This window comes from Psychrobacter sp. VH5, from assembly GCF_050572635.1.
GTDB classification, from domain to species: domain Bacteria; phylum Pseudomonadota; class Gammaproteobacteria; order Pseudomonadales; family Moraxellaceae; genus Psychrobacter; species Psychrobacter celer.
In genome coordinates this window covers 2660887-2681710 of record NZ_CP192145.1, presented here as the reverse complement: position 1 = coordinate 2681710, position 20824 = coordinate 2660887, and the positions used below count along the sequence as shown (strand labels likewise).

The following is a 20824-nucleotide window of genomic DNA, read 5'->3' as shown; positions in this document are numbered from 1 at the left end:
TCAAACGTTTATAACAGAATCGCTGGTAAATAAAGGTTGGCAGCGAAAATATCTGCAAAAAATGCCAAAAAAGGTGTTGACAGGCTTAGAATTTTTGCTAAAATAGCCAGCCTATCGAGACGGAGTTGTTGTTAACAATGACGCGATTCGATGTTTAGCGGGATTAGCTCAGTGGTAGAGCATAACCTTGCCAAGGTTGGGGTCGAGAGTTCGAATCTCTTATCCCGCTCCAAATATGGCTCTGTTAGAGCACTAAAGCCTCACATTATTGTGAGGCTTTTTTTATGGGTGAAATTTGGCAGCTGATCAAAGCTTACGCAAAAGCGGTTACAAATTACGGATGAATTGACATACGTATTTTAGAGTAAGCGCGCATACTAAGTAACATACGAGACATCATAAATTAAATCTTTATACCGTCAAAAAAGCTGAGTTAAAAACTCAGCTTAATTGTAGTACATATCGTGTATCTGTTTTATCTCTAATCGACTATATGATCTTTATAAGACAAGCGGTCGTTACTTGAGATCGGCCTTTTTACTGCCTTCTACCTGAACGACCAGTTTGATGTTTTTCATCATACCGCCGTCGGTATAAGTATCGATACCCCACTTGGTTCTGTCGATGGTGGTTTCAAAATCGCCGCCGCACACTTCAGCGTTTAGCATTGGGTTGTCATAGCAGTTAAACTTAGTGGCTGTCAGGGTCACAGGATGCGTCTGACCCAGTAGTGTTAAGTCGCCTGTGACTGATTTGACTTTATTACCATCAAACTGCCAATTGGTAGATTTAAAATAAGCAGTTGGATGCTCTTTGACATTAAAGAAATCCGCAGATTTTAAATGACCATCAAACTCTTTGATACCTGTGCTCAAGCTGCCCATCGGAATGGTGATGCCGATAAAGCCTTTTTGTTCTTTGGGTGCGTACTCCAGAATGCCTGAGAGGTTATAAAAGCCACCAGCATTGGTCGAGGTGCCAAAATGATCGACAAAAAAGCGCACCGCGGTATGCTTAGGGTCCAGCTCATAGGTCGCTGCCTGACCGACAATGCTCATCATGCCAAGGGCGCTGATAGCAGCGAAGGCGAAGGCACGATTGGCTTGTTTGATAGAAGGGAGCATCATGGTTCATTATCCTTATTTGTGATCGAGAATTATGGTAAAGAAAAGAGCGCATTGGCTTAACGTTTTTTCATTTATTTCCGTTAAGTAGTGCTTATAGGTGCTATAGTTAAGTTTAGCAAAAAAATAGGACATTTGAGCGCTAATGTCTATTATAAATGTGTCTATTCGTTGCTTTTTGTAACACTTGTATGCTGTATAGTAAGAGGTGAGTCATGAGTATTAAAACCCTAGAGCCGCGTTTGGCCGATGTTGGCGGTATTCCTATCGCCCGTCTGTTACCTAATACTGGCAAAAAACCGATCGGTGCGTGGTGCTTTTTGGATCACGCAGGCCCTGCTGAGTTTGAGGACGGTGAGGCTGGCATGCAAGTGGGTCGTCATCCGCATACCAATTTGCAAACCTTTAGCTGGATGTTAGATGGCGAAGTGCTGCACAAAGACAGCTTGGGCAACGAGCAAGTAATTACCAAAAACCAAGTCAACGTTATGACCGCAGGTACGGGGTTGACCCAAGGCATCAGTCATACCGAGCAAAGTGTCTTTCCTGATACAGGCGGCTCGCCAGATGCGGCGCGTGCGCTGAGTATGGTGCAGCTGTGGATTGCTCTACCGACAGACCAAAAAATCGAGCGCGGCTTTCATCACTATCCAGAGCTACCGACGTGGACGGGAAATAATGTAGAGATGATATTGACCACGGGCAACTACACCAGCGTCACAGGCGAGCGCTACGAGGCGCCAACGATACAGTACTCCAAAATGGTCGGTATCGATGTGTACTGGCTAGAGGATGGCGAGGTCACCCTAACGCTAGAGTCTGGTTTTGAATACGGTATCTTGGTCAGCGAAGGGCAGGTTGAGTCTGAAGGCAAAATCTGTGAGCAAGACCAGCTATTTCGCTTCCACGATAGTGATGTCGAAAATAACGAAAGCATCAGGCTGGTCGCCAAAAAAGGCACACGGGTGATGTTTATCGGCGGTGAACCATTAAACAATCAAGTGCTGCTGTGGTGGAACTTTGCCGCTGATAATAAAGAAGAGATTGAGCAGTCTATCCTCGATTGGAACAATGGCCACGAGCGCTTTGGTAATGTCGACTCTGATATGAAACGTCTGCCCGCTCCAGCGCTGCCAGACGGTTTTAAAGGATGATTTGAGAATACAGATTGTTAACTTATCTTTTATGATTCACGTTATTGTGAAGATTTTTTACAAAATTTGAATATAGATCGGTCGGTGTTGCTTTTACAATCGAATGACGATCAAGCAAGTTTTACTATTTTTACTATCGACTCATTTTAAAACACATACTTTGTATACAACCTAAATATTTAACTCGACGGAGTCTTATTATGTCAGAGCTAACCACCTTACAAAATCTTGCCGAAAAACGCCGCTCTATCTATGCCTTGAGCGATCAACTACCAGTCTCTAAGGATGAGATTGTAAAATTGGTAGAGCACGCTATTTTACACACGCCTTCCTCCTTCAACTCTCAGTCAGCTCGTATCGTTGTCTTGTTCGATGAGGATCATCAAAAACTGTGGGACATCACCGAAGAGACATTGAAGGTCATCGTGGGTGACGACGAGAAATTTCAAGGTACAAAAGATAAAATCGCAGGCTTTAAAGCCGGTGCTGGTACGATATTGTTTTTTGAAGACAAAGGTGTGGTCAGAAGCATGCAAGAAGCGGCCCCTTTATATGCGGACAAATTCCCAATCTGGGCACATCAGACCAGCGCCATGCATCAGTATGTGATTTGGACGGCATTGGCAAGTATCGATGTTGGCGCCAACTTGCAGCATTATAATCCAGTGATTGACCAGCAAGTTGCCAATACTTGGAATATCGCTGATGATTGGGAACTAAACGCGCAGATGGTATTTGGTGCCATCGAACAGCCAGCTGGTGACAAAGAGTTTAAGCCAGTAGAAGAGCGTATGAAGGTGTTTGGTAAATAAGCACCAAAGCTCGGTAGTGTAAGAGATAAAAAACCAAAAAAGCGCCATCCAGCTCATGGGTGGCGCTTTTTTAGGGTGAAGAAATCAAGCGATTTGTCGTCGTACAGCATGGCTAGAGTAAGGATAAAACCATATAAACGAAAATAATCGGTATAAAAACCGTCAGAACACCAGCCCTGAGCACATAACGCGCTCCACCGGAGAGTTAGCTACTGGTTTTGTCACCCATCAGGCTATTGGCCACCCATGCAGGCCCAATTAATAAAAACTGTAAGTCTTCAAAAAATGAGGGTTTTTTGCCTTCGATTTTATGACCGATAAACTGCCCAATCCAAGCCACAACAAAGACACCTGCCCAGACCTTAAAGCCCCACGGTAGTAAGGTCATGACAGACAGGCAGATAAGGATAAACATGCCCATCGCCAAAAATAATGGCGTGGACAAACGCATGTAGAACAGCAAGACCAAGGCACTAAGCACTAAGGTAAACCAAACAGATAGCGACATACCCATCCCAAGCAAACTGACAAAGATGCTCGGCACGCAGAGCCAATGTATTTTTTTGTTGATTAGGTTTTGGTGGCTGACAGAGTACTCACTGAGCCACTGCTCAAGTGTGCGTTTTGACAGGCGGGGCGGACGACGAGACATACTAACCTCCTTGTTAGTCATTAAGATACGACACTCCTCTCTCATATCAGAGCGCCTCTAGTATCATTTGTAGCACTAATTGGACTTCTCTACCATAGTATCTGATAGGCGGTTCAGTCAGCTTTATCCTAGATGCGATAGGGTCTATCAAAGGCGTCTAAGCCATCTAAATAGTCTGAGTCATCTAAGCCCTATTATTTCAGTATATTAGCTTCTCTCGCTACGATGCCATTCATACAGACCGATAAAGGAGTTGACTTGATAGATCATGGTCTGAATGGCAAAAATGTAGTTGCCAGACATAAGATTGACAATGAGCCAAACAAAATTGACGATAATCCACAGCCACCAGTTAAACGAATAGCGCAAAATCATGGCGGCTTGGGCGGTGATTGAGAGTACAAAGGCGATGACATTGATCCAAAAAAAGGAAATAAAGCCTAAAAACAGACTGTTGTCGTCTTCAACCACCGCATAACCATAGCTGGCTAAAAGGTCGTTGACGGTAGGGAATAGCGCCAACCCAATCACAATAAAGGCAATGGTAATCAGCCAAACGGCTTTGCTGGCAGACTTGGGTATCATGTCGCCGTCAGGGTCGGTGTGCTTTGACCAATAAAAAATACCATAGACATGGGTGAAAAAGTTAAATAAAGGCGCCAGCATCAAACCCACCGCGCCCGAGGTTGCCTGCACCACCACTTCACCTGCAGTAGCGGCCATGCCAAAGCCATTGCCCAAGACGTTTTTGCGAAATGATAGCGATACCACACAAATCAAGCCGATCAAGGACACCGCCAAATAAAACCAATCTAGGGTGGTATGATCGGTGGTCAACCAAAAGCCTGCTGATAAGGCAATCACGCCGCAGATAAACCAAGTGATGATCCACTGCATGGCCCACTTACCAGTGATATTGTCTAATAGCTGAATACGCATAGGTTTTTCCTAAAATAAATGTTGGGAGCGGCTTGTTTGACCGTTGTGGTTTTGACTTTTTTACAAGCCACTTCTTTTATAATATGCTGTTTTTATTCTGTATTTTTACTTTGTTTGTCTTTTGCTTTATCTGTTTTTTATTTGGCGTTGACTCACCGCGCTTTGTTTATTGGTTTTTGTTATAGACGTATCGATCGATAAAACGTAACGCTTGCTTATAGCGAGCATCATAATCAGGCGCATCGATCAAATGTGGCTCAATACCATGGCGGGAAAAGATATCGACCAGCCGCTGCTCAAAGCGCCCGCGCGCCTCAGGGGTGCCCAGTGAGCGCATGCCGTCATCTACCCATGGCGTATTGTTGTCTAGCATGATGGTATGGTCCAAGCGAAACTCATCGATACATGCGGCCACAAACGGGTGGCTACGACCTTCGTACTCCTCACAAAACGCCTGCGTGGTCACAAAATCAGTATCGACAATGGTCACAGGGGCAGTCGCTACGGCTGCGGCCTCTCGAATCGCCTGAGCATGATTGAGGGCGATGGGGCCATAGTCACTATACTGTAGCCCAATCTCGCTGCCACCCAAGTCCGTACCGACGTATAAACGTCCCATCTCTAACGCAAAGCTTGCGCCATAATAGTTGGCAAGCTTGTGTACCAAGGTTGTTTTTCCTGAGCTTTCACCGCCGACGATAGCGACCGTCTTTGTGTAATCACCGCGCGCTTGCGGGTGAATCGCTGACCAATGGGCGACAGGATCGCGAGCGATGGCATATGAGTCAAACGCGGGCTGTAGCGCCGTCGTCACCACGGGCATCTGCAGGTGTTCTGTGATATGGGGTTGGGCTAAAGGATGGTTTTGTGCCACAAATAGCACCGCTTCTGCAGGCAACGCGAGCGTTTGGCTCAGACGATGCAGCTTGGCATTGCTGGCTGGGATATCGATGTGCACCTCATCAAAGCTGTCATGAAGCGGCAGGGCAATCTCATGGGTGGTGTGAATGTGAATAAAAGGCAAGTCAGCACAGGCCATCTGTAGCCAGCGCGCCTTGTCTTGTAACGTAATGCTAAAGTCTGGATGCGGCGTTGGGTGCGCTGTGATGACGATATGTAGTATTTTAGCTTGCCCTGCGGCCTCCAAAATACTGCGCATTTGCCCCAAATGTAGTGGTTCAAAATGACCAATCATCAACCCCGTGTCGTACATAGCAATCCTTGTTGGTTTGTTAGTAAGCGTTTTTATAAAAGTAAGACAATCTGCATGGTATAAAGGTTTTGGTCGATTTACAGGTAGGTTATTGTAAACAAGCGCTGATAAAGGTTGTTTTTATTAAACAGGCGTTAATCGGTGATAAAACAATGTGGCTAGGGTATCGTCAGTTTGAAATAAGATCGATACGCTCCTAACCAGTATCAGTATAACCGGTAAAAGTATATAAGCGTATCTATTTGATTGTGCTTGGTATTTTAAAGTAGGTAGGCCGTAAAAATAAGGTTTTGGCAACAAACCCGCTTCTGAAACATTTTGAAATAATTATTTAAAATCAGTAGCTTACAGGCAGTTAGGACAGATTAGGGCAAGCTTAGGTAGCATAAACTCACAAAGCACTGGTACATCTTCAACAGACCATAAGAAAATAGTTGCTATACTGATTTGCAAGTTAGAAAGGCTACAGATTTAGCCTAACTAAAAGACATAAGATAAAAAATATAATGCACAGAATATAAGGTAAAAACAGCGCTCTTTTATCTAGGTTGAAATAACAAGAAATAGAAAACATAAAATAGAGAGGTATTGGATTTGGCTAAATTAGCAAAATTACATCGCTCGCAAAACAATCGTATGATAGCAGGGGTGATGGGCGGTATCGCAGAATACGTCGGTTGGTCGCCTACTTGGGTAAGAGTATTGTTTGTGATTGTGTCTTCACTGAGTGCGGCGGTTCCAGGTATCTTAATTTATATTATTTTATGGATTATCATGCCAAAAGCCACTCATGAGTCTTATCAGTAGCGCCCAATAGGCTGATATTTCATAGATTGACATATAGTCGATACACTCTAAAAATGTCATAGCGCTACTGGGATGCTGTTTTTAAATGTAGGTTGCGCAGCCTCTGGGAACGCAGCACGCAAGTAAAATTTATACCAGTAGCGCGTTTAAATCCATAACAGTTTTACATTTAGCTAACTATACAAACGGTTTGTTACCCAGCTTTGCTTAAAACTTATATTAAAATCTGTATCAAAAAACAAGCGTCACCAAATAAGCGTTACTAAAAAAACAAAAAGCCTGACCCATCAGGATACCAGCGACATACTTTTCCTCCTGCCCAGATGCTCACGCATTTGGGTATTTTTTTGTTTTTGCCTTTATGGTCAATTGAAAAAATGGTTATAGGGTAGCCTTAATGTGGGCAGCGCGATGGGTATAGGGTTTATGTGCGTGCTATATCTACACTGCTCGATAGACATAAATACCCTCGATACCATTTGATATGGGGCATAGCGCACGGTATTTGGACAGATAGCATAAATTTAGTTGCGGTAAATATGGATAAAATGGTCAATTTTTAGTAAGGTGAGCAGGCAAATAGAGTCGTTGCCGAATAGGCAATACGAGCGCTATCAATATTTCATAATACTCATTTCACAGTGGCTTTATTAAGATGCCCCAAACTATGACAATCCAAACTATGACATCACAAGCGAAAGATTCTCAACCGATGACGTTTCAAGATCTCATCCTAACCTTGCAAAACTATTGGGCTGACAAAGGCTGCGTGGTCTTGCAGCCTTACGATATGGAAGTCGGTGCCGGTACCTTTCATACGGCGACGTTTTTGCGCTCGCTTGGCCCCGAGCGCTGGAATGCCGCTTATGTGCAGCCATCACGCCGCCCGACAGACGGCCGCTACGGTGACAACCCAAACCGCTTGCAGCATTATTACCAGTTTCAAGTGGTGCTAAAACCCAACCCGCCCAATATCCAAGAGCTATATTTGGACTCACTGCGCGCCATCGGTATCGATCCGCTGGTTCATGACGTGCGTTTTGTCGAAGACAACTGGGAGTCGCCAACGCTTGGGGCGTGGGGGCTAGGCTGGGAGATTTGGCTAAACGGTATGGAAGTCACGCAGTTTACCTATTTTCAGCAAGTGGGCGGCATTGAGTGCTTTCCAGTCACCGGTGAGATTACTTACGGTCTTGAGCGTCTAGCGATGTATGTACAGGGCGTCGATAGCGTCTATGATTTGGTTTGGGCGGATGGTGAGTTTGGCCGCGTGACCTATGGCGATGTCTTTCATCAAAACGAAGTGGAGCAGTCCGCTTATAACTTTGAGCACGCCGATGTGCCGATGATGGGGCAGATGTTTGATTTTTATGAGCAGCAGGCTGATAAGCTTGTGGCCGAAGGATTGCCGCTGCCAGCCTACGAGATGGTACTCAAAGCCTCTCATGCGTTTAATTTACTTGATGCCCGCGGTGCGATTTCTGTGACGGAGCGTCAGCGCTTTATTTTGCGTGTCCGTACCTTGGCGCGCAAAGTGGCCTTTGGGTATGTCGAAGCGCGTGCCAAGCTTGGCTTCCCATTGGCTGATGAAGAACATCGCCAAGCGGCGCTCGATAAGTATCTACCAAAAGCACCAGAAGAAGACGCGGCAGCAGGCGATGTGACAGGCGATAAAGCTGTCACCAACAACCACCAATCTACCAACGACAAATAGGAGCATCCCATGAGTACTATTTTATTTGAACTGGGGTGTGAAGAGCTACCTCCAAAAAGCCTAAAACCGCTACGCGATGCCCTGCAAACGAGTGTCACCGAGCAACTAAAAGACGCCGATATCAGTTTTGATGGCATCAAGTCCTTTGCCGCACCGCGCCGTTTGGCGATTCAGATCACAGGAATTAGCGACAAGCAGCCTGATCGTACCGAACAAAAACGTGGCCCTGCGATTAAAGCAGCGTTTGATAGCGATGGCAACCCAACCCGTGCAGCGATGGGCTTTGCTAAGGGTTTAGGGATTGAAGCCAGCGAGCTGATAACGATTAACACCGATAAAGGGGATTATGTCGGCTACGAGCAGACCATTCACGGTCAAGCGACCACAGAGCTGCTACCGAGCATCTTTCAGACGGCATTAGATAGTCTGCCAATTGCCAAGCGTATGCGCTCAGGTAGCAGCCGAGAAGAGTTTGTGCGTCCGGTACAGTGGACAGTCTTGATGCAAGACGATGCGGTGATCGATGCCACTATCCAAGGGCATCAAACCAGCAACCAAACCCGTGGTCACCGCTTCCACAGCCCTGACTATCGTAAGATTGCTCATGCTACCGACTATGAGTCGCTACTAACGGATCTAAAAGTGGTGGCCGATTTTGATAAGCGTCAAATGCTCATCAAAAACCAAGTCAAAGCACTGGCCGATGAAGTCAATGCCGACGCCATCGTACCGCAAGAGTTGCTAGATGAAGTGACCGCGCTGGTTGATTTCCCGATTGCGCTTAGAGCAAGCTTTGAGCCGCGCTTTTTGCAAGTGCCGCAAGAGGCGCTAATCTCCACCATGCAAGCGGATCAAAAGTATTTTTGCTTAACCGATAAAGCAGGTAAGTTGCAGCCGTACTTTATTTTTATCACCAATATTGAGTCCACAGATCCCAACCAAATCATCGAAGGCAACGAAAAAGTCGTGCGGCCGCGCTTGGCTGATGCCGAGTTTTTCTTTTTGCAAGATCAAAAACAGCCATTGTTTGCTTTGACCGAGAGCTTAAAGACTCGCGTTTTCCAAGACAAGCTCGGTACGATTTGGGAAAAATCTGAGCGTATTGCCAAGCTTGCTGCCTTTGTCGCCACCTTGATGCAGCAGCAAGGCCACGATATCGAGGTCGAAGACACCGTGCGCGCTGCCATCTTGTCCAAAGCCGATTTAGCAAGCTCGCTGGTCGGTGAGTATCCGGAGTTGCAAGGTATCGCTGGAACCTACTATGCACGCTTAAATGGTGAGCCTGCGGCAGTCGCGGCCAGCCTGCAAGAGCAGTATTTGCCGAAGTTTAGCGGGGATGTATTACCGCAGACGCCGATTGGTATTTGTCTGGCATTGGCCGATCGTTTGGATACACTGGTCGGTATTTTTGCCATTGACCAAGCACCTACCGGCTCAAAAGATCCGTTTAGTCTGCGCCGCTCGGCCATTGGTATTTTGCGTATCTTGATCGAAAAACAGCTACCGATCAATCTTGCCGCTTTGGTTGAGCAAGCGGTTAAAGGCTATAGCACCAGCGATGGCAGTAAGATTGCCAAAATGGGTGATACTTTTACTCAAGTGATGGGCTTCTTAAATTCTCGCTATCGGGCGATGTACACCGAGCAAGGCGTGAGCGTCGATACCATCCAAGCGGTGCAAGCGATCCAGCCGCATATGCCGCTGGATTTTGATCAGCGTATTCGTGCGGTACAAGCGTTTAGTGAGCTGGCTCAAGCTGAAAAACTTGCCGATTCAAACAAGCGGGTGGCAAATATATTGGCCAAGTCAGAGGTCAGCGTGGCAGATAACGTCGACGAGGCGTTATTGTCTGAGCCTGCTGAGCAGGAATTGTATCAGGCTGTTCAACAAGCGCAAACAGCGGTCAAGCCTTTGCTAGAAACCGCTGACTATACGCAAGTTTTGCAAACGCTGGCAAGTCTGGATGCGCCTTTGACCCAATTTTTCGCTGATGTCATGGTCAACAGTGAAGATGCGGCGCTAAAAAACAACCGCTTGGCGCTGCTCAAGCAAGTACGAGCGCTGTTTTTGACCGTAGCTGATATCAGTGAGTTACAGCTATAGCGCTCGTTGTCGCTAAGATATAGTCAGGTCAGTATAAAAAGAATACAGCGAGACTGGGATAAATTTTTTGCTGCACCTATCGGCGCAGCACCGCACGCAAGGAAATTTGTACCAGTCTAGCGAATTTGTACCGTGTATCTCTTTTATTTAGTAACGACTATATCTATTATAGTCAAAGGTTCTATGCCTGTTTTTGCTGGTTTATATCGCATCTACCAGCCTATTTAGCCCATAAAAAAGCTGGCCGTATATTGCCAGCTTTTTGGGCGATGCTGCCGCGCTGCATTTATCATGTCTGAACCCGTCTTCAAAGGAGCACCGCCGTGTTTGCTGTGATTGTTGTGATTCTCATCATCTGGGCTGTGATGTGGGCCTTTTATAAGTTTATGTATCCGCGGCCGCCCAAAAGCATGATGCCGCAAAAAGGCGATGTGGTCACGCCGCGCACCTGTGACTTTTGTGGCAATAGCTTGGCTGAGTACCGCGGTGTCCTCGAAACCAAGCCTGCATCTGTCACGACAAATACTGCACAGCCAAGTGCTGGCAGTATGGAGACGGATAGTAACGTTTTGTTTTTTTGTAATTACGAGCATCAGGCAGACTATCATGCAGGCAAGGGATATGATCCTAATGCATGATGGCGGCTAGCCATAGTATCAAAAAAGCGTATAAAAAAAGCGCCTGGCTCTATGAGCCAAGCGCTTTTTTGCTTACTCATAAACTCTCTTTTTAACCTATCTATCAAGCAGGCCAAAAGACGCGCTGGCCTACAAAATAGATTGGGCGTCTTTCATGATCTTATTGAGTAGCGCCTCAGACTGTTTGTCTTGCTGCAAGCGATCCTCTTCGCTTCTTTGATTGGCATGGATTTTTTCATACAAGTTAAGGCAGCACAGCACCAGCAGGCTTTCTTGGCTCAGGCTGGGTGCCTCACGTCTAAGATCCAGCGCGTAGTTATTGATATAAGAGACGGCAGATAGTAGCTCTTCTTGCTCATGGATCGGACAGTAAATGGGGTAGGTCACGCCCGCGATGACAATATCGACTTTTTTGACTTGTGACTCGGGTGTCATAGGCTTGCTGGTAGCGCCTGCCGTGGTTGGGCTGATAGGGGCTTTGGATACGCTTGGCTCTGCTTGCTTAGGCGAGTTGTTTGCGGCATTGGTATGGTCATCAGTCATGATAAATCCTACAATATATGGGTCAGTAAATGGGGGTATCAGCTATTACAGCGATCACCAAGACTCTAACCTTCGGCTTGGTCGATACGCGTGAGGCGTTTGAGGACAACTTGAGTACGCTCTGCTGCCAACTGGTTTTTTTTCTGTAATTCGCTATTTTGTTGTTTGATATCGCTATACTGCTGCTTTAGTTCATTATTATGCTGCTGCAATTCACGGTTTTGTTGTTGTAATTGGCTGATCTGCTTTTGTAGCTTGTCTTGCTCCTCACCGATCATATGATGGGCTTCGGCCAAGCTTTGATAACGTTTATCCAGATCGTTCAGTTGTTTTTTGGCACCGTCACGCTCGCTATGGCTGGTATTTAGCTTGTTTTGTAAGTCGGTGATTTGCTTTGGATCTGTGGTTGGCTGCTTTTTTAGGCTGCTAAGTTCAGCACTGACAAGCTGATACTGTTTTTTGATGTCGAGTATCATTTTTTCTAATATTTTAAGTTGATCATACATAGTCAGTTTTTATCCTTAACAAGTAAGCGTGAATGAATTTTGTTTTGTGTATTTAATAATGCCATAGGTGACCGCATAATATCTATATCAACAAAGTAATTACATATACCTAAATCTTATCTATGTATTTTTTGGCTCAGCGCGATGAGTGGTATCGAGCTGATTTTTTGTTTTATAAGCGATTTTTCTGATTTTATAAGTCACAACCATTTACTAGGACAATTATTATGAATGACAATATCTCTGGCTGGAATACGTGGCTAACCGCATTTGACGACTGGAATGACGTATCGATCAGTGAGGTGCATGGTCTGATGACGGGGCTGATGACGGCGTGTAACGCGCCTGACGAGCAAGTATGGGCAAAGGTGTTTGAAGAGCTGAGCTTTGCGCCACTGCCTGAAGCGGCGCTGACTTTGCTCGCAGAAGAAGCAGAAGACACGGTGTTTCAGCTCAAAGACAAAGACGATGCTTATGCGTATATGCCGCTGCTGCCGGATGACGAACACGATCTATACGAGCGTGTGATGGCGTTGAAACAGTGGGCCAATGGTTTTATGACAGGCTTTGGTATCACTGATTGCCAGATCAGTAGCGAGGAAAACGAGATGCTGTCGAATTTGGCCAAGATTGGGTCGATTCGTCTGGCAGAAGATGAGGACTTTGAGGGCGGCGAAGAGTCTTATTTGTATATTTACGAGTTTGCGCGGATGGTGCCCGTGAGCTTTGCAACTCGCAAGCGCAAACCAGTAAAAGACATCGCGCTAATCGCTGGATTGGCCATCGATGCAAAAACCACCAAAGAGCTACAAGCAGAAGGTAAGTTGCCAAAACCGATGCCGCCAGTCATGGATGCGATGAACCAAAATAATCCCTCTTAAACCTCAAAGGGGGACGACGCCTATATCGTAACAGGTACCTCATAATAAGGATGTTTTATGACTTTACATAGTGATGATCAGCTTAAAGACGACTCGTACGCCACTGGCTATCCTACGGATAGTATCGACTGGCTTAGGCGTTTGATTGGTTTTGATACTGTCAGTCGCCACTCAAATCTAGCGTTGATTGAGGATGTGCAAGCGTACTGTGAGCAGTTGGGTTTGACCGTAGATCTGACCTTTAATGACGCCAGAGATAAGGCCAATTTGTTTGTCACAGTACCTGCTGGGGCAAACGCTGATGAGGTGAACCACGGTCTGGTGCTGTCCGGTCATACCGATGTAGTACCAGTGGAAGGGCAAGACTGGACGACAGCACCGTTTACTGCGACCATTCGCGGCGATAAGCTCTATGGCCGCGGTGCCTGCGACATGAAAGGCTTTATTGCTTGCGCGCTGACACTATTACCGCAAGCAGTAAAGCTGTCTAACGCCGGTCAATTGCGCCGGCCGTTGCATTTGGCATTGTCGTTTGATGAAGAGGTTGGCTGCTTGGGTGCGCCATTGCTGCTGGCGGATCTCAAGGCGCGCGGTATCACGCCTGATTATTGTATCGTCGGCGAGCCGACCAATATGACGATGGTTGTCGCGCACAAAGGCATCGCGGTTTATCGTTGCCGTGTACATGGTCAGTCGGCGCATTCGTCATTGACCGCGCAAGGTGTCAACGCCATCAGCTATGCCAGCCGTTTGATTGGTTATGTCGATGAGCTGGCAGACGAGATCAGCGGCCGTGATGACAATGATGAGTGGTTTGATGTGCCGTATTCGACATTGTCTGTCGGCACCATACAAGGCGGCACTGCGACCAATATCGTGCCCAATCTGTGTGAGTTTACCTTTGATTATCGTAACCTGCCGCACATGACACAAGACGATATCTTGGTACCGATCAAAGCCAAGGTCGCAGAGCTAAGCGCGCAGATGCAAGCGCGTGCTGCTGATACCGGCATTGAGCTGCTACAGATGGAGGCCGTACCTGCGATGACTGACAACGACAGTGCCGAGCTACAAGCGCTGATAGCGGCACTCACCGATGATGACACCCGTCACAAAGTGGCTTATGCCACAGAGGGCGGACAGTTCACCAATAGTGGTATTCCGACGATTATCTGCGGTCCTGGTAGTATCGAGCAGGCGCATAAGGCTGATGAGTTTGTCGCGCTCAGTGAGATGGCGCGCTGTGATGCGTTTTTGCAAAAACTATTAGCAAGCGCTACATCGCAGTCGTGAGTTTAATACAGTCAATTTGATATAAAAACAAAACGACACAACGTTTCATTGGAGCGCCTTGATAGCCACGTATCTGATGTATTTGGATTCGCCTATAGCGAGTCTGACGCATAAAATCGCTTGTTTTCGATATAAGTAGGCATAAAATACACCGTCCTTATGGTGGTGTTTACGTGTCTTCGTTTTCGGTATATTTAGTTATTTTTATAAAAAAGTAGGGGTTGGCTGATGTCTTGGCATCTGTTTGCGATGTTTTTTGCAAGTACGTTTTTTATCTCGGCGACCCCTGGTCCTAATATGCTGCTGGCGTTTCAGTATGGGATGAACTATGGGGTAAAGCGCACGCTATGGACGCTGGCGGGTCTGAGCCTTGGGCTGTTTTTGTTGTTGCTATCGACGCTACTGGGGCTCGATGTGATTAGTCGTCAGTCGCCGTGGCTGCTGACCCTGATTAAGACTGTCGGTGCTGCTTATTTGATCTATTTGGGTATCAGCTCTTGGCGTGATGCAAGTGCAGGCAGCTTGATGAATGATGCGCGCGAGATGAGCGAAGAGGTGACGGCCGATTATCCAGAGAGCTTGCCGTCCTTGGCCGCGCACGACACCCCTCGGCCGCGTTCGCTCTCTAGCGCCGCGGTAAAGGCCTCGCCGAGCAATATGACGTTATTTCGCACTGGGATATGGGTATCGTTGTCCAACCCCAAAGCCATCTTGTTTTTTGCCGCCTTTTTCCCCAAGTTTATCAATTTTAGTGCGCCATTATGGCCGCAGTATCTTGTGCTGACTTGCGGGCTGTTTTTGAGTGAGACGATTTGGCAGATTGTCTATACGCTTGGTGGCAAAAAGCTGGCCAGCTGGCTAGATGTAGGCAGTCGCTTAGCATGGCTCAACCGTGGCTGCGGGGTGATATTTATCCTTATCGCAGCGGCACTATTGGCTGAGGTATTAAATGGATTTATGGTTTAATCTTGCCAAGGCTGAATGCTCAACACGCTCTAGCCACTACTAAAAAAAGCCGCTCCCTACCTCAGTAGAGAGCGGCTTTTTGATGAGCGTTTAAGAAGCAGAAGGCTGATATCTACGCAGGCAACATTACGCCAATACCTCGACCAGCTCACCCTTGACCATGTGCGGGCTGACGAAGTCGGTCACGCGTACGCTGACGATTTTACCGAGTAACTCGTTCATTTGTGCCTCATTATAAGGGAACATCACCGTGCGGGTGTTGTCCGCGGTACCAATCAAGCAATCAGGGTGACGATCGGCCACTTGCTCGACCAAGACACGCGTCGTGGTGCCGACCATCTCATGGGTCTTGGCTAGCGTTGACTCAACAATGACTTTTTGAAATTCTGCTAAGCGCGCTTTTTTGGTAGCAAAGCTCACATCGTCAGGCAGCTCAGCGGCGGGCGTGCCCGGACGCTTAGAGTAAATAAAGCTGTACGAGTGATCAAAGTTCAACGCCTTTGCCAAGTTCAAAGTATCTTGAAAATCTTCATCGGTCTCACCAGGGAACCCAATGATAAAGTCGCTCGATAAGTGAATGTCGGGGCGAATGGCTTTTAACTTATTGATCTGATTGATATAGACGTCGATAGTATGGTTGCGTTTCATCGCCGCAAGGATATTATTTGAGCCGCTTTGCACCGGCAGGTGTAGGTGCGACACCAGCTCTGGCAGCTTGGCATAAGCATCGATGATATCGTCAGTAAACTCCAGCGGGTGGCTGGTGGTATAGCGAATACGCTCGATACCATCGACGTGCGAGACATAGTGCAGCAATTCTGCAAAACGGCAAATACTGCCGTCGTCTTTTTCGCCGCGATAGCCATTGACGTTTTGACCAAGTAGGTTTATCTCACGAATGCCTTGCTCGGCAAGACTGTCAATCTCGGCCAAGACGTCATCGAGCGGGCGCGAAAGCTCTTCACCGCGAGTATAAGGTACCACACAAAACGAGCAATACTTCGAGCAGCCTTCCATGATAGAGACAAACGCTTTGTAGCCCTCGACACGCGGCTCCGGCAAAAAGTCAAACTTCTCGATACTCGGAAATGACACATCAATGGTGCCAATACGGTTTTTGGGTGCGATATTACGCTGCTCATTTGATTGATCATACAGCTCTGGCAGACGGTGCAAGGTTTGCGGACCAAACACCATGTCGACGTAGGGCGCGCGCTTTTGAATATTATCGCCTTCTTGTGAGGCCACGCAGCCGCCGACACCGATGACAAGGTCAGGACGTTTTTCTTTCAGTTTGCGCCAGCGGCCTAGCTCTGAAAAGACTTTCTCTTGCGCTTTTTCGCGGATAGAGCAGGTGTTCATCAGCAGGACATCTGCTTCATCGATGTTGTGCGTGACCTCCATGCCGTGTGAATCACCGAGCACATCGAGCATCTTGCCAGAATCATAGACGTTCATCTGACAGCCTTGCGTGGTGACAAAGACTTTTTTGGTCGGGGCTTGATCGGCAGACATGCTGGCAGAACTTGAGTCTTTGAGTGCCGCAACGGTAGGCGCGCTCGCCGTTGTTGGGGTAACATTAGCGTCATCGAGGCGGGGATTAAATACAGTAACACTCATAAGGATAAGTCCATGATTGACTAAAATATAGCAGGGTAGCCGATTAACAGGTGGCGTATTTTATCACAACCCTGTGCCAATGTGAAAAATTAGCAAGGGTCATTAAGCGGCGATAGGGTGGGTTATTTCTAACACTATCAATTATTTACTGCGATTAATCACCACTTTGCAAAATAACGCCGCTTACTATCACTTTTATGTTACACCGTGCTGTCGTATTTATTAACAAAAGGTAAAGCTGATGGTTGAAAGTGCAACGGGTATAGTATGATAAGTGGCATACGCTTAGCGGTACGTGATAAACCGCTGTTTACCTATTGATAAAGACATAAGAAAGAGAGTCAGTATGACAAAGTTGCGCGCCGCTCATAGCATCAAGGATAGAGCCTCTGTTCATCGAGAATACCGTCCATCGCGGTTGACCACCAGTACGCTGCGGTTTGGCGTCTTCATGGCGACAGCCCTTGGTGCGCTTGGCCTATCACAAGTTGCTTGTGCGGAGCTGACGTGGGGCGAGGATGACCGCTTTGAGCAAAAACCCAGTTATCAACAAGACAACAGCATTGACTCGTTTATGGCGGCGGCGATAGCAGCCGATCGGGGAGATGTCAGCGCACTGTATAATTATGAACAGTTAATGAGTGGTGGGTTGTTTGCGATGTACCCGACCTATTGGCGCATGAATCTGGATTTGGGCTCACAAAGCTCGGCGGCGGTGGCACAGTTTGTCCGTCAGTATCCTAATACGGTCATGGCCGAAAAGCTGGTGGCGGACTTTGCTGAGACCAAAGCGGCAGCCAATGACTATGCTGCTGTAAGGCAAGTGGCCAATCTGATAACCAATGCCGATAGCTCTGAGCGCTGTGCGGTGGCGCTTGGCTTTAATAATGGCGGCGATATCATGCGTGCCATGGCGGCCAAGTCTGATGTATGGCTGACCACCAAAAAGCAGCCAGCACTGTGTGATCAGCTGGCGATGGAGATGAACAATAACGCCTTGATTAGCAACCAAGATCGCGCCGCGCGCCTCAAGCGTATGCTACGTAAAGGCAAGACGGGCGATATCATGGCTTTGTCATCGCGTTTAGGGACGCCCATTGCTTATTCGGCGCTCAGTGAGATTCAGCTCAACCCATCAGCGTTTTTTACGCGTTTTGGTCGTGAGCCTGCCAGCCAAACCAACCAATACTTGTACTTATATGCATTGGGCCGCGTCGCCGATAAGTCTTATCGTGAAGCAGCGCTACAGTTGGACTTTGATATCAAACAAGACAATCAGCGCGCGACACGCTTGCTCAATGACGAAACCCGCCGCTACGCCTATCGTATCCTTGGGGTACAGCGTATGAATCATAATACCGATGATGGGTTTAATGCTGAGGCGGTGGACTGGTTTCGCAATAGCTTAGATGATGACTTTAACTTTGAAGAAGCCGAAGACTATGCCATGGCCGCGATTCGCTTTAGCCGCTGGGATGATGTGGTCGAAGCCATCTCAAAGATGGATGGCGAAACCCAAAAAAGCAATCAGTGGCAATATTGGCTGGCACGCGCTTATGAGCAATCAAGTGATGCAGGTAAACGCGGCCTAGCAAAAAGAATGTATCAAAATATCGCCAAGAGTAATGATTACTATGGCCTGCTAGCAAAAGATAAAGTCGGTCAGCGTTTTGATGCCAGCCGTTTGGGCGGCAATAACTTGCCAACAGTCAGCGCCGCAGATCGCGCCCGCGTCATGCAAAACCCACACTTTGCCCGTGCATTTGCACTATACAACTCTGACGCGAGTCGCGGCTACGCCAACCGCGAGTGGAACTGGGCTGTCAAACAGGCTCGAGACAATCGTGATAACAGTCTCATCATTGCTGCCGCTCGGCAGGCCTATGACATGGGCTGGCTGGATCGGGCGATTTATGCGATTGATAACACCGATAGCGTAAACAGTCTGGCGCTATCGCACCCGATGCCGCACCAGAGCGCAGTGGTACGCTATAGCCAGTCGGCGGGCATCGATCCTGCGTGGGCTTATGGCATCATGCGTCAAGAGAGCCGTTTTGTGACATCGGCACGCTCAAACGTTGGTGCAAGCGGCTTGATGCAAATCATGCCAGGTACAGCAAAGTATATCGCTCGTCATTTGGGCGAGAGCTATAGCGCCAGCCGTGCCAACAGCGGCGACACCAATATCCGCTATGGGACATGGTATATGGGTGATATCTTAGGCAAGCTCAACTACCAGCCAGTACTGGCCACCGCAGGCTATAATGCTGGACCCAACAACGCCAAACGCTGGCAGCCTGTGTATGGCTCACTTGCGGCCGACCAGTATGTGGAGTCGATAGCTTTTCCTGAGACTCGTAACTATGTCAAGCATGTGATGGAAAACGCGACGGTATATAGCAGTTTGCTTGGCCGCAGTCAGCCGATCTCGCAGCGTATGGGCACCGTGCCAGCAGCGTTTTAATACTTTTATCCTTTAATAGCCATCAATGCGTCGTCTTTGATGGTTTGTCTTTGGTGGCTTATTTTAGGACAGATGTAGCGACAACATGGTCAGGGAGCCGTATATATGGCGGTGTTACTGCCGCCGCCTTGCTCCGATGTTTACGTTTCTGCTATAGATTAAAAAAAACGGTTTGCTACCATGACTTTATTGTGTTGTGGTTATTGGCCTGTTGTTTAGCGCCAAAGTTTTGTGTTTATCAATTGGTAAGCACTCATATTTTTGTTACCGTTATGCTTAGTAAGCCTTGCGATTTCTGATATCGACGTCTTTGTGCAGCCCTAAGTGATAGCCCATGTTTTGTCATTGCTAGATGTTTCCAGCCTCTTATGATCAAAAAATATTTTACCCTGTCTGTATTATCAAAAGCGAGGCATCCCTCATCATCACAGATGAAAATGCACTTGTCTTATAAATCGACGTCCAAGACGTCCAAGTTTAGCCCGTCTGGCCGAGCCATTATGGCGTCATCTAGTATAGGCGCGCTGATCATGTTGCAAGGCGTGATGTTGTTACCCGCGCACGCTGCTAGCACCGTCAAGACAGGACAGCGGGTGTTGATGATTGAGATGACCCCTGCGCTATGCAGCATACAGCCGACACGCGCGCGCATGCGTCAATGTCTAGAAGGTTATTCTTTGACGGTGTCGGGGCTAGATATGGGCTATGGTGAGCGCTGCGGTGTGGGCAGTGAGCCGCGTCTGACACCGCTACAGCTAAAAGTCGTCAATCGTATCATGCCTGATACCACGGTTCGTAGTCAGGCATGGCAGCGTTACGGCGCTTGTAGCCCTCTGAGTGCAGCCAGCTACTTTCGTCAAATCACCAACTACGCAGGTGCGCTAAAACTCCCAAACGAGCTGCATACGGGTAACAGTTACACTGTGTCTAAGGCGCGATTTATCAGGCAAATGACACGCTTAAATAGCGGTCTGTCCGCTAGTGGTATTGATCTGATCTGTCAGGCGGGCAATCGTCGTCAGTCGATTTTGACCGACATCCATGTCTGCTATGATGGCAGTGATTTTGGTAAGTGCTATCAAGTGGTAAATAATTGCGGTAGCAAGTTTATCATCTCAGGCGGTAAGTAGGTGTTGATATGCTCTCTCTGTGGTGATTGTTTATGGCCGTGTTTTAGCCTTTACTCGCTGTCTTTTACCTTGTTTTATCCGTTTTTTTAAACGCTGGTAGCCTCAGTGCTTTTGTGACCCCATCGATTATTTTGTATAAAATGTAACAATATAATCCGTGAGAATCCGCGGCAAGCCTCTGATTGTCTCTAGACGATTTGCCAAACGAAGTGCTACACTAGCTCTCGGTTTAGCGCTGCCTTTGTGCAGCAAACAAGTCGATATC

The 20824-nt window shown here is 47.4% G+C and carries 18 protein-coding genes and 1 tRNA gene; 12 read left to right on the top strand and 7 right to left on the bottom strand.

From position 1 onward, the window contains the following. Positions 1-157: 157 nt before the first annotated feature. Positions 158-232: transfer RNA gene (locus ACNFVB_RS11220), tRNA-Gly, on the top strand. 286 nt (positions 233-518) lie between these two features. On the opposite strand, the gene ACNFVB_RS11215 is transcribed toward ACNFVB_RS11220, so the two are convergent. Next, entirely contained in the window at positions 519-1127 is a 609-nt protein-coding gene (locus tag ACNFVB_RS11215; protein ID WP_430737556.1) for a YceI family protein, read from the bottom strand. 212 nt (positions 1128-1339) lie between these two features. Between ACNFVB_RS11215 and ACNFVB_RS11210 the strand changes: the two genes are divergently transcribed. Both ACNFVB_RS11210 and ACNFVB_RS11205 read left to right on the top strand, forming a co-directional pair. Next, the gene (locus ACNFVB_RS11210) at positions 1340-2278 is read left to right on the top strand and encodes a pirin family protein (protein WP_430737555.1); all 939 of its coding nucleotides are present in this window, start codon (positions 1340-1342) and stop codon (positions 2276-2278) included. A gap of 200 nt (positions 2279-2478) precedes the next feature. Next, positions 2479-3090: a nitroreductase family protein gene (locus ACNFVB_RS11205; protein ID WP_430737554.1), complete on the top strand. Its 612-nt coding sequence runs from the start codon at positions 2479-2481 to the stop codon at positions 3088-3090. A 205-nt stretch (positions 3091-3295) separates the two neighbouring features. Here the strand turns inward: ACNFVB_RS11205 and ACNFVB_RS11200 are convergent, their stop codons facing one another. From ACNFVB_RS11200 to nadR, 3 genes are all read right to left on the bottom strand, one after another. Continuing rightward, complete coding sequence (locus tag ACNFVB_RS11200) at positions 3296-3742, bottom strand: DUF962 domain-containing protein (protein WP_430737553.1); 447 nt, start codon at positions 3740-3742, stop codon at positions 3296-3298. Positions 3743-3949: 207 nt separating this feature from the next. After that, positions 3950-4681, bottom strand: a complete 732-nt coding sequence (pnuC, locus tag ACNFVB_RS11195) for a nicotinamide riboside transporter PnuC (RefSeq protein WP_289055106.1) — start codon at positions 4679-4681, stop codon at positions 3950-3952. 166 nt (positions 4682-4847) lie between these two features. Further along, a complete protein-coding gene (gene nadR / locus ACNFVB_RS11190; RefSeq protein ID WP_430737552.1) occupies positions 4848-5894 on the bottom strand; it encodes a multifunctional transcriptional regulator/nicotinamide-nucleotide adenylyltransferase/ribosylnicotinamide kinase NadR in 1047 nt (348 codons plus the stop codon). A gap of 594 nt (positions 5895-6488) precedes the next feature. Between nadR and ACNFVB_RS11185 the strand changes: the two genes are divergently transcribed. The 4 genes from ACNFVB_RS11185 (at position 6489) to ACNFVB_RS11170 (ending at position 11156) form a co-directional block, all read left to right on the top strand. Then, positions 6489-6701 (top strand): PspC domain-containing protein, encoded by a 213-nt coding sequence (locus ACNFVB_RS11185; protein ID WP_075100736.1) that lies wholly within the window; start codon positions 6489-6491, stop codon positions 6699-6701. A 712-nt stretch (positions 6702-7413) separates the two neighbouring features. After that, positions 7414-8415, top strand: a complete 1002-nt coding sequence (gene glyQ, locus ACNFVB_RS11180; RefSeq protein ID WP_430737551.1) for a glycine--tRNA ligase subunit alpha — start codon at positions 7414-7416, stop codon at positions 8413-8415. Between the two features lie 9 nt (positions 8416-8424). Then, positions 8425-10518: a glycine--tRNA ligase subunit beta gene (glyS, locus tag ACNFVB_RS11175; RefSeq protein ID WP_430737550.1), complete on the top strand. Its 2094-nt coding sequence runs from the start codon at positions 8425-8427 to the stop codon at positions 10516-10518. Positions 10519-10841: 323 nt separating this feature from the next. Next, positions 10842-11156, top strand: coding sequence for a hypothetical protein (locus tag ACNFVB_RS11170; protein ID WP_430737549.1), 315 nt, complete (start codon positions 10842-10844; stop codon positions 11154-11156). 129 nt (positions 11157-11285) lie between these two features. Here ACNFVB_RS11170 and ACNFVB_RS11165 read toward each other — a convergent pair whose 3' ends face one another. Together ACNFVB_RS11165 and ACNFVB_RS11160 are read right to left on the bottom strand one after the other, a co-directional pair. Next, the gene (locus ACNFVB_RS11165) at positions 11286-11699 is read right to left on the bottom strand and encodes a cell division protein ZapA (RefSeq protein WP_430737548.1); all 414 of its coding nucleotides are present in this window, start codon (positions 11697-11699) and stop codon (positions 11286-11288) included. A 65-nt stretch (positions 11700-11764) separates the two neighbouring features. Further along, the gene (locus ACNFVB_RS11160) at positions 11765-12205 is read right to left on the bottom strand and encodes a hypothetical protein (RefSeq protein ID WP_192996149.1); all 441 of its coding nucleotides are present in this window, start codon (positions 12203-12205) and stop codon (positions 11765-11767) included. A gap of 227 nt (positions 12206-12432) precedes the next feature. On the opposite strand from ACNFVB_RS11160, the gene ACNFVB_RS11155 reads away from it, so the two are divergent. The 3 genes from ACNFVB_RS11155 to ACNFVB_RS11145 all read left to right on the top strand — a co-directional run bounded on the left by ACNFVB_RS11155 (position 12433) and on the right by ACNFVB_RS11145 (position 15345). Next, entirely contained in the window at positions 12433-13086 is a 654-nt protein-coding gene (locus ACNFVB_RS11155) for a UPF0149 family protein (protein ID WP_430737547.1), read from the top strand. 57 nt (positions 13087-13143) lie between these two features. Beyond that, positions 13144-14379, top strand: a complete 1236-nt coding sequence (gene argE, locus ACNFVB_RS11150) for an acetylornithine deacetylase (protein WP_430737546.1) — start codon at positions 13144-13146, stop codon at positions 14377-14379. A 228-nt stretch (positions 14380-14607) separates the two neighbouring features. Further along, positions 14608-15345, top strand: a complete 738-nt coding sequence (locus tag ACNFVB_RS11145) for a LysE family translocator (protein WP_430737545.1) — start codon at positions 14608-14610, stop codon at positions 15343-15345. A gap of 126 nt (positions 15346-15471) precedes the next feature. On the opposite strand, the gene miaB is transcribed toward ACNFVB_RS11145, so the two are convergent. Then, positions 15472-16965, bottom strand: a complete 1494-nt coding sequence (miaB, locus tag ACNFVB_RS11140; RefSeq protein ID WP_430737544.1) for a tRNA (N6-isopentenyl adenosine(37)-C2)-methylthiotransferase MiaB — start codon at positions 16963-16965, stop codon at positions 15472-15474. A 451-nt stretch (positions 16966-17416) separates the two neighbouring features. Here miaB and ACNFVB_RS11135 point away from each other — a divergent pair, with 451 nt between their 5' ends. Together ACNFVB_RS11135 and ACNFVB_RS11130 are read left to right on the top strand one after the other, a co-directional pair. Further along, complete coding sequence (locus tag ACNFVB_RS11135; RefSeq protein WP_430738529.1) at positions 17417-19429, top strand: transglycosylase SLT domain-containing protein; 2013 nt, start codon at positions 17417-17419, stop codon at positions 19427-19429. A 500-nt stretch (positions 19430-19929) separates the two neighbouring features. After that, entirely contained in the window at positions 19930-20559 is a 630-nt protein-coding gene (locus ACNFVB_RS11130; protein WP_430737543.1) for a ribonuclease T2, read from the top strand. Positions 20560-20824 lie beyond the last annotated feature (265 nt).

Coding starts and splice junctions, on each gene's coding strand:
- ACNFVB_RS11215 (WP_430737556.1), bottom strand. CDS start 1,127: ATGATGCTCCCTTCTATCAAACAAGCCAATCGTGCCTTCGCCTTCGCT.
- ACNFVB_RS11210 (WP_430737555.1), top strand. CDS start 1,340: ATGAGTATTAAAACCCTAGAGCCGCGTTTGGCCGATGTTGGCGGTATT.
- ACNFVB_RS11205 (WP_430737554.1), top strand. CDS start 2,479: ATGTCAGAGCTAACCACCTTACAAAATCTTGCCGAAAAACGCCGCTCT.
- ACNFVB_RS11200 (WP_430737553.1), bottom strand. CDS start 3,742: ATGTCTCGTCGTCCGCCCCGCCTGTCAAAACGCACACTTGAGCAGTGG.
- pnuC (WP_289055106.1), bottom strand. CDS start 4,681: ATGCGTATTCAGCTATTAGACAATATCACTGGTAAGTGGGCCATGCAG.
- nadR (WP_430737552.1), bottom strand. CDS start 5,894: ATGTACGACACGGGGTTGATGATTGGTCATTTTGAACCACTACATTTG.
- glyQ (WP_430737551.1), top strand. CDS start 7,414: ATGACGTTTCAAGATCTCATCCTAACCTTGCAAAACTATTGGGCTGAC.
- glyS (WP_430737550.1), top strand. CDS start 8,425: ATGAGTACTATTTTATTTGAACTGGGGTGTGAAGAGCTACCTCCAAAA.
- ACNFVB_RS11165 (WP_430737548.1), bottom strand. CDS start 11,699: ATGACTGATGACCATACCAATGCCGCAAACAACTCGCCTAAGCAAGCA.
- ACNFVB_RS11160 (WP_192996149.1), bottom strand. CDS start 12,205: ATGTATGATCAACTTAAAATATTAGAAAAAATGATACTCGACATCAAA.
- ACNFVB_RS11155 (WP_430737547.1), top strand. CDS start 12,433: ATGAATGACAATATCTCTGGCTGGAATACGTGGCTAACCGCATTTGAC.
- argE (WP_430737546.1), top strand. CDS start 13,144: ATGACTTTACATAGTGATGATCAGCTTAAAGACGACTCGTACGCCACT.
- ACNFVB_RS11145 (WP_430737545.1), top strand. CDS start 14,608: ATGTCTTGGCATCTGTTTGCGATGTTTTTTGCAAGTACGTTTTTTATC.
- miaB (WP_430737544.1), bottom strand. CDS start 16,965: ATGAGTGTTACTGTATTTAATCCCCGCCTCGATGACGCTAATGTTACC.
- ACNFVB_RS11135 (WP_430738529.1), top strand. CDS start 17,417: ATGGCGACAGCCCTTGGTGCGCTTGGCCTATCACAAGTTGCTTGTGCG.
- ACNFVB_RS11130 (WP_430737543.1), top strand. CDS start 19,930: ATGGCGTCATCTAGTATAGGCGCGCTGATCATGTTGCAAGGCGTGATG.